Here is a 13,271-nt window from a genome sequence, read left to right on the forward strand (position 1 = left end):
GCAGGATCCCGCCGCTCCCTGACCGTCGAGGGGAGCTCCGCGTGTCAGGCTCGATGCGTGCAGATCCCGCCGCGACACCTCGCCCTCGACCGTGCTGCGCTTGTCGTCATCGATGTGCAGCGCGGGTTCGACGACACGGTCTACTGGGGCGAGCGCGACAACCCCGCCTGCGAGTCGAACATCGCCGCGCTCTTGGTCCGCTGGCGCGAGCGGCAGTGGCCGGTCGTGTTCGTCCGGCACGACTCGACGTCGCCGGTGTCGCCGCTGCGACCGGGCCAGGTGGGCAACGACCTCAAGCCCGAGGTCACCGGCATCCCGGATCTGCTCGTCACGAAGAGCGTGAACTCGTCGTTCCACGGCACGCCTGACCTCGACGCGTGGCTGCGCGCGAATGACATAAGGCAGATCGTCGTCGCCGGTATCTCGACGAACCACTGCTGCGAGACGACCGCCCGCGTGGGCGGCAACCTCGGCTACGACGTGTACTTCGCCCTCGACGCGACCCACTCGTTCGACCGGACGGCGCCGGACGGCACCGTCATCCCCGCGGCGACCCTCGCAGCGATCACGGCGACGAACCTCGACGGCGAGTTCGCGACCGTCGTCTCCACCTCCGACCTGTTCCGTTGAACGCGCCCTGTCGCCGCGGCGGGGTCCGCGGTTAGCGTGGACGGATGCCGCAGAACCCCTTCGCCTCGCTCGAGGACTACATCGCCCTGCCCCGCATCGACGCCGTCGCGCTCTCGCCCGACGGCACCCGCGCCGTCCTGACGGTCGCGACCCTGAACAAGGACAAGACCGGGTACGACCGTGCGTTGTGGGAGGTCCCGGCGACCGGCGGCGGCACGCCCCGTCGTCTGACCCGCTCGGCGAAGGGCGAGCAGGGCGCCGCGTTCACGGCGGACGGCGACCTGCTGTTCGTCAGCGCCCGCCCCGACGCGGAGGGCGACGGCGAGGACGAGGCGGCGCAGCTCTGGCTGCTGCCGGCGAACGGCGGCGACGCGCGCGCCATCACACGCCTGGCCGGGGGAGTGTCGGGCATCGCGGCCGTCGCGGACGCGGCATCCGTCGCCGTCCTCGCTGCCGACCTGCTGCCCTCGGCCGACTCCTTCGAGGCGGACGCGAAACTGCGCGCCGAACGCAAGGAGCGCAAGCTGTCGGCGATCCTGCACACGACCTACCCCGTCCGCTACTGGGACCACGACCTCGGACCCGCCGAGCCGCACCTGCTCTCGCTCGACCTCGGCGCGCTCGCCGACACCATCGGGTCGCTCGCCGCCTCGGACACGGCGGAGGACGAACCGGATGCCACGACCCCCTACCCCGCGTCGCTTCCGCGCCCGCGCGACCTGACTCCGGCGCCCGGCCGCACGGCCGATACCGCCGGCGCGGCGCTCACCCCCGACGGCCGCACCCTCATCGCCGCGATGCGCTTGCCGCAGGGCCGCGCGGAGCGGTTCGCGATCGTCTCGATCGACGTCGCCTCGGGCGCGCGCACGACGCTATTCGAGGAGCGGTCGACGTACTTCGAGTCGCCCGCGATCAGCCACGACGGCCGGTCGATCGCGTGCGGCCGGGCGGCGTTCTCGGACCCCACCGGTCCCGCCGATCAGGAGCTCTGGGTCGCCGGGATCGACGGCTCCGAGCCGCGCCGGCTCGCGGAGGGCTGGGACCGCTGGCCGACGAGCATCGCTTTCGCGCACGACGATACCGCGCTCATCGTCACCGCCGACCAGGACGGGCGCGGCCCGGTGTTCCGCGTGCCGCTCGACGGCGGGGCGCCCGTGCAGTTGACGACCGACGACCACGCGTACTCGAACGTGTCCGTCGACCGCGCGACCGGTGCGCTCGTGGCGCTGCGTTCGTCGTGGATGGTGCCGCCGCACCCGGTCCGCATCGACCCGGACGGCACCGTGACCGCGCTGGCGACCCCGGCTCTGCTGCCGACACCGGCCGGCACGATGACCGAGGTCGAGACGACGGCCGAGGACGGTGCGCGGGTGCGCGGCTGGCTGCTCCTGCCGGAGGGGACGGATGCGGCATCCCCCGCTCCGCTGCTGCTCTGGATCCACGGCGGACCGCTGAACAGCTGGAACGCGTGGAGCTGGCGCTGGAGCCCGCAGCTCGCGCTCGCCCGCGGCTACGCCGTGCTGCTGCCCGACCCGGCGCTGTCGACCGGCTACGGCCTGGAGTTCATCGCCCGAGGGTGGAACAGCTGGGGCGAGAAGCCGTACACCGACCTCATGTCGATCACCGACGTGGTCGTCGCGCGCGCGGACATCGACGAGACCAAGACGGCCGCGATGGGCGGCTCGTTCGGCGGGTACATGGCCAATTGGGTTGCCGGGCACACCGACCGCTTCCGCGCGATCGTGACGCACGCGAGCCTGTGGGCGCTCGACCAGTTCGCCGGCACGACCGACAGTTCGTCGTACTGGCAGGAGATCTTCACACCCGAGGCGATGGTGGAGAACTCACCGCACCGCTTCGTGACGGACATCTCGACCCCGATGCTCGTGATCCACGGCGATCGCGACTATCGGGTGCCGATCGGTGAGAGCCTGCGCCTGTGGTCGGAGCTCAACGAGCACTTCGGTGAGGACGACGGCACGACTGTGCACCGGTTCCTGTACTTCCCCGACGAGAACCACTGGGTGCTGAAGCCCCAGCACGCGGTCGTCTGGTACGAGACGGTCTTCGGCTTCCTCGGTGAGCACGTGCACGGCGAGCCCGCGCCGAGGGTCGCCGGGCTCGGCTGAGGACCCGTTCCGGGGACGCGATCAGTCGCGACGGATGCCGCGTCGCGGCATCCCGCGTCCCCGGAACCGACCCAGCCTCAGCGCGCGGCGACCGTGACCCGCCCGAGCGTCGGCACGAGGACGGGCGTCGCGGTCTTGTACGCCTCGTAGTCGGCGTCGCCGCCCCAGCGTTTGTCGGCCTTCTTCTCGAGGAGCGGGATGCCGCTGACCCGGGTCAGCAGCAGGATCACGAACACGGGCGAGAGCAGACCGATCCACTGCCAGCCGTCGAAGACGGGGGCGGCGACGATCGCGACGCCGACCCAGGCGAGGATCTCGCCGAAGTAGTTGGGGTGGCGCGAGCGGGACCAGAGGCCCGTGCGGATGAAGCGGCCCTTGTTGGCGGGGTCGGCCTTGAAGGCGTTCTTCTGCAGGTCGGCGACGACCTCGAAGAGCATGCCGATGATCCAGAGCGCGATGCCGACGCCGGCGAACACGTCGAACGAGACGCGGTCGGCGGGTTCGGTCGCGATCGCGATCCACGCCGCGGCCGCGGTGATGCTGACCCAGAGGCCCTGCATGATCCAGACGCGCAGGAACGACAGCGGGTTGACCTTGATGTCGTCGAAGCGGTCGTCGCTGCCGGAGCGGTGGATGCGGATGAAGAGGAACGAGCCGAGGCGGACGGCCCAGATGATCACCATCGCCGCGAGGGCGAGCGAGCGGGCGTCGGGCGACGGGGAGAGCAGCACCACGCCGAGCGTGACGAGGATGAAGGTCGCGCTGCCGGTGGCGTCGAAGAAGCGCTCGGTGCGGGCGATCGCCGACGGGATGTAGACCAGCACCTGTGCGGCGAACGCGGCGGCGACGGCGAGGGCGAACACGGGGAAGCCGCCGACGGTGGCGCCTCCCTGGCTGCCCGCGAGCGCGACGAGCGCGCCGATGATGAGCCCGACGATGACGGTGATGAGGGCGGAACGGTTCTGCGAAGACATGGGGGCCTTTCGAGGCGGGAAGTCAGCGGTACAGGGCGGCGACGACGTCGGAGCCGCGCTCGAGGAGCACGCGGCGCTTGATCTTGAGCGTCGGCGTGATGATGGTCGTGTCGGCGAGATCGGCGGCGATGAGCGTGAAGCGGCGCACCTGCTCGCTGCGTGAGACGAGCGCGTTGGCCGCGTCGATGCTCCGCTGGATCCGCGCGCGCAGGCCCTCGTCGGGGATCTCGCGCAGCTGGCCGGTGGCTGGCGCGTCGCCCTGACGAGCGACCTCCTCGGGATCGAGGACGATCAGCGCGGTCAGGTACGACCGCCCCTCGCCAACCATGACGGCATGCGAGACGAGCGGGTCCGCCTCGACGGCGAACTCCCACGGGGCGGGGACGACGGTCTTGCCGGTCGAGGTGACGATGACGTCCTTCGATCGCCCCTCGATGATCAGTCGTCCCTCGGCATCGAAGCGGCCGAGGTCACCGGTGCGGAAGAAGCCGTCGACGAACGCGTCGGCATCGTGCGCGGGGTCGCGATATCCGCGGAACACGCCGATCCCCTTCGCGAGGATCTCGCCGTCCTCGCCGATCCGGACGGTCGAGCCGGGCAGGGGACGCCCGACGGTGCCGGCGCGGATGTCGCCGGGCAGGTTGCCGGTGAGCGGTGCGGTCGTCTCGGTGAGGCCGTACCCCTCGATGACGGGCACCCCGATCCCGTGGAAGAAGAGCGACACCTCGGGGTCGAGCCGGGCACCGCCCGACAGGATGTAGTCGACCCGCCCGCCCATGACGGCGCGCAGGCGCCGGAAGAACAGCGCCTCGAACAGGCGCTGCCGAACGGATGCCGGTGCCCGTCCGTCCGTGCTCCGCTCGGCCGCGCGTCCGCCCGAGACGGCGGTGGCGACAGCGGCGCGCCACACCCTGGTCAGGTGTGCGGCCTCGGCCTTCTGCGCGGCGGCCGCCTGGATCCGCTCCAACACGCGGGGGACGACGACGAGGAACGTGGGCCGGAGGACCGACAGCGTCTCGACGACGGTGCTCGGGTCGCTCAGGTGCGCGATGCGCATGCCGTTCGCGAGGCAGATGAGCTGCAGCCCGCGCGCGAGGACGTGCGCGAGGGGCAGGAAGATGATCGTGTTGCCCTGCTCGTGGACGACCTCGCCGTAGGCGGCGGCGATGTTCAACACCTGGCCGAGGAAGTTCCGGTGCGTGAGCACGGCGCCCTTGGGCTCCCCGGTCGTGCCGGACGTGTAGACGATGGTCGCGGGCGCGTCGAGGCCGGCCGCGGTGCGGTGCCGCTCGAGGTCGGCATCCGTCACGTCGTCGGCCCGCGAGCGCAGGTCGTCGAGGGTCCGGATGCCGCTGGCCACCCGGTCGGCCGGGTCCATCGCGTAGGCGCCGAGGCGTCCGGCGCCGGTCTCGGCGAAGGCGTCGGCGAGTCGGCGGGTCTGGGCCTCGGTGCCGCCGACGCCGAGCACGACGCCGGCGTCGGAGACGATGCCGGAGACCTGCACGGGGGAGGACGTCTCGTAGACCGGCACGACGACGGCGCCGGCGAACCAGGCGGCGAGGTCGGTGACGGCCCACTCGTAGCGCGTCGAGGCCATGATCGCGAGGGCGTCACCCGGGGTGACCCCCGCGGCGATGAAGCCCTTCGCGAGTCTGCGGACCTCGCCCAGGAACCGGACGGTGGACACCTGCCGCCACGAGCCGTCGCCGGTGGCGACGTCAAACGCGGCGTGGTGGGGAGCCTTCTCGGCACGCTGGACGAGCAGGTCCGTGACGTTGCGATGCCCGTCCACGGGCGCGAGAAGGGAAGTGTGTATCTGCGGCACACAGGTGATTCGGAGCCCGAACCGAAACGGATGCCGCTATCTTCCGCGCGAGCGCGCGAGGGTCAGCGCAGGCGCAGAACCGCGTCCCACAGGGCGTCGGCGACGATGCGCTTGGTCCCCGCCGCCCGCGACGCGACCTCGTCGGTGGCGTCGACGAAGAGCGCCCGGTTCTCGGCCGTCTCGAAACCCTCCTGCCAGCCGACGCGGTTCACGGCGAGCAGGTCGACACCCTTCCGGGAGCGCTTGCGAATGCCGCGCTCGCGGAGTTCCGCGTCGTCGGCAGCCGTCTCGGCCGCGAACCCGACGATTGTCTGGCCGGGGCGTCGGTCCTGCACGAGCCCGATGAGGATGTCGGGGTTCTCGACGAGATCGAGGGTGACGGTGCCGTCCTCCTTGCGGATCTTCACGTCCGAGACCTCCGGAACCGAGAAGTCGGCGACCGCGGCGGCCATGACGACGACGTCGGCCTCTGCGCTCGCGGCGCGCATCGCGGCATCCATCTCCACAGCGGTGAGGGCGCGTTCGACGGCGATCCGCGGGTGGAGCAGCGCCTTCTCGAGCACGCCGTCGTCGACGTGCGCGGCGACGAGGTGGACGTACGCGCCGCGGTCGGCGGCAGCGAGGGCGACGGCCACGCCCTGCTTTCCGCTCGAGCGGTTGCCGAGGAAGCGGACGGGGTCGATCGGTTCGCGCGTTCCTCCGGTCGACACCGCGACACGGAGGTCCGCGAGATCGGATGCCGGGGCGCTGGCGACATCGAGGGTTCTGGCAGCGGCGAGAGCTGCGGCGACGATCTCATCGGGCTCGACCATGCGCCCGGGGCCGCTGTCGCCGCCGGTCAGCGGTCCGTCGGCCGGCCCGACGATGTGGACCCCTCGCTCGCGGAGGGTCGCGATGTTCGCCTGCGTCGCCGCGTGGTCCCACATCGCGGTGTGCATGGCGGGGGCGACGACGACCGGTGCGGTCGTCGCGAGGAGCGTGACGCCGAGGAGGTTGTCGGAGATCCCGGCGGCCATCTTCGCGAGGGTGTTCGCGGTCGCCGGCGCGACGATCACGAGGTCGGCGCTGGTGCCGAGGGCGACGTGGCGGACCTCGGCGACGTCGTCGTGCACGCTCGTCGTGACAGGATGGCGGCTGATCGCCTCCCACGTGGCGGTCCCGACGAAGCGCAGCGAGTCCTCTGTGGGAACAACGTGCACCTCGTGCCCGTTCGTCACCAGTGCACGGACCACCTGCACCGTTTTGTATGCGGCGATGCCGCCCGAGACGCCCACGACGACGAACATGGTCCGATCCTCCCACGGGGTCGGACGCGAAAGGCCCGAACGATGTGCACCGTGATCGTCCACGTGCCCGACGACCCTGCGGCGGCGATCCGCGTCCTCGCCGTCCGCGACGAGGATCCCGCGCGTGCCTGGGATCCGCTCGGCGAGTGGTGGCCCGACCTTCCCGGCGTGATCGGCGTGCGCGACACCCGGGCGGGCGGCGCGTGGCTGGCCGCCGACCCGTCGGCATCCCGTCTCGCCGTCGTGCTCAACCGGGCCGACCTCATCGACGACTCGCTCGCGACCGGCTCGCGCGGGCACGTCGTGCTCGACGCCACGGCCGGGCGAGGGCTGCCCGAGGTGCCGCCGACGCACGGCTTCAACCTGCTGACGGTCACCCCGGGTCGTGCCCGCGTCTCAATGTGGGACGGCGGGACGGTGCGCACGGTCGATCTCGCACCGGGCGTCCACATGATCGCGCACGACGACGTCGACGACCCGAAGACGGCGCGCATCGTCGCGTGGCACGACGCGTTCACGGCGCCGTCGGGCGACGACTGGATCGCGGAGTGGCTCGGCGCGCTCGAGCGCACCACCGCGCTGGAACCGACCGATGACCGCGCCATCATCCGCGACAACCGCCCGCACGGCTACCCGACGCTGTCCCTCCTCGTCTGCGCGGGGTCCGTCTCCGCCAGCGGCGCCGAAGTCGTCTACGGCGAGTTCGACGAGCCGGGCGCCTGGAACAGCCTGCAGCTGCGCTGACCGCGTCGGATGCCGGTGGTACCGTCGCGACCATGGTGGAACCGGCATCCGACCCGACCTTCTTCGCCTCGGCGACGGAGTTCGGCGAGTGGCTCGAGGCCCATCATGAGTCGGCCGCCGAAGTGTGGACGGTCTTCTACCGGAAGGGCGATCCGCGGCAGGGGCTGACGTGGGCGGACGCGGTGCCCGAGGCGCTGCGGTTCGGCTGGATCGACTCGGTCAGCCGGGGAATCGGAGACGGCGCGCGCATCCAACGGTGGACGCCGCGGAAGTCTCGGTCGATCTGGAGCGCCGTCAACATCGCGCACATCGAGCGGCTGCAGGCCGAGGGGCGGATGCATCCTGCGGGACTCGCCGCTTTCGAGCGACGGACCCCCGACCTGTCGGGCGTCTACTCGCACGAGCAGCGCAACGAGCTCACGCCTGAGCAGGCGGCATCCCTCCACGCGAACCCGGCTGCACAGGCGTTCTGGGATGAGGCGACCCCCTCGTACCGACGCGCGGTCGCGAACTGGGTGCAGAGCGCGAAGCGTGAGCAGACCCGGATCGATCGGCTCGCGACGCTCGTCGAGGACTGCGCGGCGGGCAGGCTCGTGCCGTTCCAGCGGTACGGCGAACCGCCGGCGTGGCTGGCCCGCGCCGCCGCGGCCGCCTCAGCTGCGCAGGATCTCTGAGGTGGCGTCCTCCATCACGAGCGCCGCGTTGAGCCCGGCGCCGGCCATCGAGCCCTGGCCCATCGAGAGCGGGACGTTGCCGAACGGGGCCACGACGTTGCCGGCGGCGAAAACGCGCGGATGGCTCGTCGCGCCGCGCATGTCGACACGCAGGCCCTCGCCAGGCTCGCTCGAGAGCGCGAGATCGAGGTTCGCCGCGTAGTTCAGGTGCAGGCGCGGCGTCGGCGCGGTGAACAGCGCGTCGATCGGGTGCGCGGTGCCGTCCGCTGTGATCGCTGTGGTCACGACGTCGTGCTCGGCGCGGAGCTCGATCATCGCGCTGTCGACGAGGCGGATGCCGCGGGCCATGAGGCGTGCGGCGACCGTGTCGTCGATCTCACCGAGACCTGCGGTGAACGCTGTGACGTCGTCGCTCCACTGTCGGACGAGCTCGATCTGGTGCAGGCTCGCAGGCGAGGTGGCGAGCACGCCGAGACGGCGCCCGGCGACCTCGAATCCGTGGCAGTAGGGGCAGTGGATCACGCCTCGGCCCCACTGCTCGCGCAGGCCCGGGACGTCGGGGAGGTCGTCGACGACGCCGGTGGTGAGGACCGCGCCGCGTGCGGCGAGCGTGCCGCCGTCGTAGGTGACGGCGAGGTGGTCGCCGGCATCGTCGATCGAGGTGACGGTCGTGTCGAGGAACTCGACGTCGTACGCCTCCGCCTCGGTCCTGCCGATGCGCAGGAGCTCGGCGGGGGAGCGCCCGTCGTGGCCGAGCACGCCGTGCATGTGCGCGGCGAAGCGATTGCGGGGAGCGCCGGCATCGATCACGAGCACGCGGCGGCGTGCGCGCCCGAGCATCTGCGCGGCGCTGAGTCCGGCGGTGCCGCCGCCCACGATGACGGCGTCGTAAAGGGTGTCTGTCATCGCTCCACGGTCTACCCTCCGGGCTGAGACGGCAATCTGGTTTGCGGAAGTGGCAAACTCGGAGCATGGCCATGGATCTGTTACGAGTGGGGCCGCGCCTGCGTGCGGCGCGGCAGCAGCGCGGCTGGACGTTGGCCGACCTCGCGGCGAAGGCGGGGATGTCGATCAGCACGCTGTCCCGGCTCGAGGCGGGGCGACGACAGGCATCCCTCGAGCTGCTGCTCCCGCTGGTGTCGGTCCTCGACCTGCGTCTCGACGACCTCGTACGCGGGGAGCCCGTCGACCCGCGGGTGCGCCGAGCGACCGAGCGTCGGCACGGCATGGTCGTCGCGCCGCTGACCCTCGAGCACTCGCCCGTGCAGACCTACAAGATCCGCTACGCCGCGGCATCCGCCGCTCCGGCGCCGAAGGTGCACGACGGGGTCGAGTGGTTCTACGTGCTGAGCGGAACGATCCGGCTGATGCTCGACGGCGAGGAGCACCGGATCGGCGCGGGGGAGGCGGCGGAGTTCGACACGGGCTTGCCCCACAGCATCAGCGCCACCGACGAGGGCCCTGCCGAGGTGGTGAGCATCTTCAGCGCATCGGGCGAGCGCATCCACGTGCACGGCTCGTGACAGTGTCGGCGGGCGGTCGTACGGTGTCGGCATGAGAACCGATGAACTGTTTCTCGAAGCGGATGCCGCGTTGCGCTCCGTCATCGATCGCATCGACCCGGCCGACCTGTCGAAGCCGGCCCCGAAGGAGTGGACATCCACTCCCGACCCCACCTTCCGAGACATCGTCTTCGCGCACGCGTACGACGAGGCGTGGGTGCCCGACGTGCTCGCGGGGAAATCCATCGCGGAGGGCGACGAATTCCGGAACGCCGACCTGCTCGGCGACGATCCGATCGCGTCGTACGACCGCCTGAACGACACCGCGACGGCTGCGGTGCGCGAGGGCGTCGAGCCGGAGACGGTGTTCAGGTTCCAGTACGGCGACTACTCCGCCGAGGAGGGCTTCGCGCACCTGGCGACGTACCGGGCGTTCCAAGCGTGGTTGATCGCGAAACATCTCGGCATCCCGTTCCACCTGCCACCCGAGCTGATCGGGGGGCTGAACGAGAACGTCGTCCCTCACGCCGACGAGTGGCGGCAGTGGGGCGTGTTCCCGCCTGCCGTCGATCCGCCGGCGGGTGCCGACGACGAGACGCGGCTGCTCTGCGCGGTCGGGTTCTGGGAGCCCTGACCCTCAGCGCTCGTGCACGGCGAGGACGTTGCCTGCGGGGTCGCGGAACCAGGCGATGGTCGGGCCGTTGCCGCGCATGATGCCCTTCGAGTCGGTGGGCATGTCGTCGTAGATCGCGGTCTCGACGCCCTTCGCGTTCAGGTCGTCGACCGCGGCATCGACGTCGTCGACGGGGAAGTTCAGGATCGTGAAGCTCGCGGGTTCATGATGCGGCTTGCCGTAGACGAGCACTGTCGCTCCCGAGGCGAGATTCAGCTGCAGGAAACCGCTGTCGAGTGTCGACACCTCGAGGCCGAGGGTGTCGGCGTAGAACGTCTTCGCCGCATCGAGGTCGTCGACCGCGAAGCCGCTGTACGCGCCGTCGTTCTGGAACATGGCCGTCTCCTTCGCCGAGGTGTGCGACCAGCGTCCCGCTGCGGGTGGGCGTTGTCCAGGGTCAGTCGTTCGGTGACGAGTAGACCGGGACGGATGCCGGGCGTTCCGACGCGACTGCGAGGAGCGCGACGATGCCGAGCCCCAGGGTGCCGGCGAGGAAGCCGAGCGTCCCGAGCGCGGAGGCGAGGCCGACGGTCTGCATCGCGGTGCCCGGATCCATCATGAGGAGTTGGCCGAGGGCGACCGAGGCCACCTGCACGCCGAGCGCGATGGCCGGCATCCATCGCCACCGCCGTGGGACGACGCCGACGCGCGCGATCTGCACGACCCCGACGACGCTGAGCGCGAGTGGGATGACGATCGTGACCTCCCACGGGATGATCGGCGTCGGGTTCGCCGGGTCCTGGAAGAGGCCGACGACCCGCATCGCGGGGGACCAGAGCGCGAGGAGGATGAGCGCGATCGTGCCGAACGGCCTCCGTGCGGTGACGCTGTCGTGCGACGACGAGCCGATCGCGAACACGAGGACCGCAGCCGCCCACAGCACGTCGACGGCCACTGCGAGCACGTCGGTGAGCGACGAGCCCGGTGTGGCGCTCTGCAGCATCCCGGCGACACCGGCCGCGATCAGTCCGACGCCGCCGGTCGTCCAGGTGAGTCTGCGTCCGCGCATGCCTGCACGCTAGCGCGTGCGGCGGCGCCGCGGTGTGGTTCGGGGAGGGGCGGGGGGCGAGGTCCGGCGCCGTTCGGGTTGACGGGGGATGCCGGGGGTGGCCTTCACCTGTCGCAACATGCCGCCGCCTCCGACACTTCGCGACAGGGGAGGGCGAGCGGTGCGGGGCCGGGGTCGCGGCGCCGGAAGCGATGTCGGAACCCCCTCCTAGTCTGGGACTATGTCCAGTTCAGCCGATGCTCGCGATGAGGTCCCGGAGGGGATCCCGTCGACGCTGGACTGGGTGGTGCTGAGCGCGGACATGGCGACCATCCACGCCGCGCAGCGGTACGCGTCCATCGTCGAGTTGTGGGATGACGCGATCGCCGACGCGCGCCGCCGGGAGGAACCGGTGGCGTTCGTGGAACGGTCGGTGCGGCTCGAGGTCGCCGCCGCATTGCGGATCACCGAGCACGCCGCAGGACGGTTGATGGGTGTCGGGCATGCCCTCGTGCGTCGGTACCCGCAGGTGTGGGAGGCGATGAGCCGCGCGGACATCACCGACACCCACGCGACGATCATCGTGGACGGGCTCGATCAGCTCGACGATGTAACGGCGGGGCTGGTTGCGGAGGTGCTGAGCCTCGCGGAAGAACTCCCGACCGGGCCGTTCCGGCGCGCGATGAAACGCATCGTCGACCGCGAGCAGGAAGCGACCCTCGCCGAACAGCACGCCGCGGCCGTCGCACACCGCCACGTGCGTGTCGATGCGGGCGTGGATGGGATGGCGTGGCTGACCGCGCACCTGCCCGCGGTGGAAGCGCACGCGATCGCTGGGAGGCTCACCGCGATCGCGAAAACCCTCGATGACGAGCGCACGTTGGATCAGAAGCGGGCGGACGTCTTCGGTGACCTGCTGATCGACGGTGAGACCGACTCGCTACCCGAGACCGCGCGAGGCATCCGGCCCACCGTCGCGATCACCGTCCCCGCCCTCACGCTCCTCACCGGTGCCGGCCCTAACGCGCAGGTCGACGGCATCGGCCCGATCCCCCTCGACCGCGCCCGGGAACTCTGCGGAGCGGCATCCGGATGGATGCGGGTGCTCACCCACCCCGAAACCGGAGTGGTCCTCTCCGTCGGACGCGAGCACTACCGGCCGCCCGCCGACCTGCGACGGCTGGTCAGCTGGCGGGCGGCTCGATGCATGGCACCCGGATGCGGGATCCCGGCCAACCGGTGTGACCTCGACCACACCGTCGACTGGCACCACGGCGGGACCACCGCCGCCGACAACCTCGCACCGCTGTGCCGAGGGCATCACACCCTCAAACACCACTCCGACTGGCAGGTCCAAGCGAAACCCGGCGGCGCACTCGAGTGGACCTCACCCGCCGGCCGGGTCTACCTCGTGAGGCCCGAACGACGCATCCCCACCTTCACCGTCGACCCACCCGGACCGCCATCGTTCTAGCCGAGGGTCAGTCCGTCACCTCTACGGTCACGATGAAGCCATCGTCAGATACGTCGATGAGGCGGTCGGTGTGCAGCTCGATGACGTCACCCGCGTCGTCTTCGTCCATCCCGCGGAGGGCGCGCCCGCTGGGGATACGCGTGATGGGCGTGCGAGAGCCGTCACGATCAATGGCTTCCAGCTCCACGATCGTGCCGACGACCTCGATGACCTTCAGGCCTTCCGTCTCGTCCATGCCGTGATGTGTCTCGACGAAGGGACCGCCTGCCACGGGGATGACGGTCCATTCGACGCTCGTGAACCGCAAAAGCTCGGGGCCGCAGCGATCATGCTCCCAGCCGCCGACCTCGACCTCGAGTCGCGCCACGACCC

General features: G+C 71.1%; 14 protein-coding genes. 7 read left to right on the plus strand and 7 right to left on the minus strand.

What is annotated here, in order from left to right; all coding sequences use genetic code 11:
- The first annotated feature begins 57 nt into the window (after window positions 1-57).
- Both ABCU91_RS05285 and ABCU91_RS05290 read left to right on the plus strand, forming a co-directional pair.
- A complete protein-coding gene (locus ABCU91_RS05285; RefSeq protein WP_413355064.1) occupies window positions 58-630 on the plus strand; it encodes a cysteine hydrolase family protein in 573 nt (190 codons plus the stop codon).
- 44 nt (window positions 631-674) lie between these two features.
- Entirely contained in the window at window positions 675-2,759 is a 2,085-nt protein-coding gene (locus ABCU91_RS05290; RefSeq protein ID WP_413355065.1) for a S9 family peptidase, read from the plus strand.
- Window positions 2,760-2,836: 77 nt separating this feature from the next.
- On the opposite strand, the gene ABCU91_RS05295 is transcribed toward ABCU91_RS05290, so the two are convergent.
- The 3 genes from ABCU91_RS05295 to coaBC form a co-directional block, all read right to left on the minus strand.
- Entirely contained in the window at window positions 2,837-3,733 is an 897-nt protein-coding gene (locus ABCU91_RS05295; protein WP_413355066.1) for a DUF1295 domain-containing protein, read from the minus strand.
- 22 nt (window positions 3,734-3,755) lie between these two features.
- The gene (locus tag ABCU91_RS05300) at window positions 3,756-5,525 is read right to left on the minus strand and encodes an AMP-dependent synthetase/ligase (RefSeq protein ID WP_413355067.1); all 1,770 of its coding nucleotides are present in this window, start codon (window positions 5,523-5,525) and stop codon (window positions 3,756-3,758) included.
- 95 nt (window positions 5,526-5,620) lie between these two features.
- Window positions 5,621-6,844 (minus strand): bifunctional phosphopantothenoylcysteine decarboxylase/phosphopantothenate--cysteine ligase CoaBC, encoded by a 1,224-nt coding sequence (gene coaBC, locus ABCU91_RS05305; protein WP_413355068.1) that lies wholly within the window; start codon window positions 6,842-6,844, stop codon window positions 5,621-5,623.
- Between the two features lie 42 nt (window positions 6,845-6,886).
- On the opposite strand from coaBC, the gene ABCU91_RS05310 reads away from it, so the two are divergent.
- Window positions 6,887-7,588, plus strand: a complete 702-nt coding sequence (locus ABCU91_RS05310; protein WP_413355069.1) for an NRDE family protein — start codon at window positions 6,887-6,889, stop codon at window positions 7,586-7,588.
- A 32-nt stretch (window positions 7,589-7,620) separates the two neighbouring features.
- Window positions 7,621-8,262 (plus strand): YdeI/OmpD-associated family protein, encoded by a 642-nt coding sequence (locus ABCU91_RS05315; RefSeq protein ID WP_413355070.1) that lies wholly within the window; start codon window positions 7,621-7,623, stop codon window positions 8,260-8,262.
- On the opposite strand, the gene ABCU91_RS05320 is transcribed toward ABCU91_RS05315, so the two are convergent.
- Window positions 8,242-9,168, minus strand: a complete 927-nt coding sequence (locus ABCU91_RS05320) for an NAD(P)/FAD-dependent oxidoreductase (protein ID WP_413355071.1) — start codon at window positions 9,166-9,168, stop codon at window positions 8,242-8,244. The genes ABCU91_RS05315 and ABCU91_RS05320 overlap by 21 nt on opposite strands.
- Before the next feature lie 65 nt (window positions 9,169-9,233).
- Between ABCU91_RS05320 and ABCU91_RS05325 the strand changes: the two genes are divergently transcribed.
- Together ABCU91_RS05325 and ABCU91_RS05330 are read left to right on the plus strand one after the other, a co-directional pair.
- The gene (locus ABCU91_RS05325) at window positions 9,234-9,785 is read left to right on the plus strand and encodes a helix-turn-helix domain-containing protein (RefSeq protein ID WP_413355072.1); all 552 of its coding nucleotides are present in this window, start codon (window positions 9,234-9,236) and stop codon (window positions 9,783-9,785) included.
- 31 nt (window positions 9,786-9,816) lie between these two features.
- Window positions 9,817-10,398, plus strand: coding sequence for a hypothetical protein (locus ABCU91_RS05330; protein WP_413355073.1), 582 nt, complete (start codon window positions 9,817-9,819; stop codon window positions 10,396-10,398).
- 3 nt (window positions 10,399-10,401) lie between these two features.
- Here the strand turns inward: ABCU91_RS05330 and ABCU91_RS05335 are convergent, their stop codons facing one another.
- Both ABCU91_RS05335 and ABCU91_RS05340 read right to left on the minus strand, forming a co-directional pair.
- Window positions 10,402-10,773: a VOC family protein gene (locus ABCU91_RS05335; protein ID WP_413355074.1), complete on the minus strand. Its 372-nt coding sequence runs from the start codon at window positions 10,771-10,773 to the stop codon at window positions 10,402-10,404.
- Window positions 10,774-10,834: 61 nt separating this feature from the next.
- A complete protein-coding gene (locus tag ABCU91_RS05340; protein WP_413355075.1) occupies window positions 10,835-11,446 on the minus strand; it encodes a hypothetical protein in 612 nt (203 codons plus the stop codon).
- A gap of 220 nt (window positions 11,447-11,666) precedes the next feature.
- Here ABCU91_RS05340 and ABCU91_RS05345 point away from each other — a divergent pair, with 220 nt between their 5' ends.
- Window positions 11,667-12,899: a DUF222 domain-containing protein gene (locus ABCU91_RS05345; protein WP_413355076.1), complete on the plus strand. Its 1,233-nt coding sequence runs from the start codon at window positions 11,667-11,669 to the stop codon at window positions 12,897-12,899.
- A gap of 7 nt (window positions 12,900-12,906) precedes the next feature.
- Here ABCU91_RS05345 and ABCU91_RS05350 read toward each other — a convergent pair whose 3' ends face one another.
- Window positions 12,907-13,266: a hypothetical protein gene (locus ABCU91_RS05350; protein ID WP_413355077.1), complete on the minus strand. Its 360-nt coding sequence runs from the start codon at window positions 13,264-13,266 to the stop codon at window positions 12,907-12,909.
- Window positions 13,267-13,271 lie beyond the last annotated feature (5 nt).

Source organism: Microbacterium phoenicis, from assembly GCF_047302325.1.
In the GTDB taxonomy this organism is placed as follows: domain Bacteria; phylum Actinomycetota; class Actinomycetes; order Actinomycetales; family Microbacteriaceae; genus Microbacterium.

Bases quoted from the DNA above. Each gene is read 5' to 3' on its own strand.
- ABCU91_RS05290 (WP_413355065.1), top strand. From the start codon at position 675: ATGCCGCAGAACCCCTTCGCCTCGCTCGAGGACTACATCGCCCTGCCC.
- ABCU91_RS05295 (WP_413355066.1), bottom strand. From the start codon at position 3,733: ATGTCTTCGCAGAACCGTTCCGCCCTCATCACCGTCATCGTCGGGCTC.
- coaBC (WP_413355068.1), bottom strand. From the start codon at position 6,844: ATGTTCGTCGTCGTGGGCGTCTCGGGCGGCATCGCCGCATACAAAACG.
- ABCU91_RS05310 (WP_413355069.1), top strand. From the start codon at position 6,887: ATGTGCACCGTGATCGTCCACGTGCCCGACGACCCTGCGGCGGCGATC.
- ABCU91_RS05315 (WP_413355070.1), top strand. From the start codon at position 7,621: ATGGTGGAACCGGCATCCGACCCGACCTTCTTCGCCTCGGCGACGGAG.
- ABCU91_RS05320 (WP_413355071.1), bottom strand. From the start codon at position 9,168: ATGACAGACACCCTTTACGACGCCGTCATCGTGGGCGGCGGCACCGCC.
- ABCU91_RS05325 (WP_413355072.1), top strand. From the start codon at position 9,234: ATGGCCATGGATCTGTTACGAGTGGGGCCGCGCCTGCGTGCGGCGCGG.
- ABCU91_RS05330 (WP_413355073.1), top strand. From the start codon at position 9,817: ATGAGAACCGATGAACTGTTTCTCGAAGCGGATGCCGCGTTGCGCTCC.
- ABCU91_RS05335 (WP_413355074.1), bottom strand. From the start codon at position 10,773: ATGTTCCAGAACGACGGCGCGTACAGCGGCTTCGCGGTCGACGACCTC.
- ABCU91_RS05340 (WP_413355075.1), bottom strand. From the start codon at position 11,446: ATGCGCGGACGCAGACTCACCTGGACGACCGGCGGCGTCGGACTGATC.
- ABCU91_RS05345 (WP_413355076.1), top strand. From the start codon at position 11,667: ATGTCCAGTTCAGCCGATGCTCGCGATGAGGTCCCGGAGGGGATCCCG.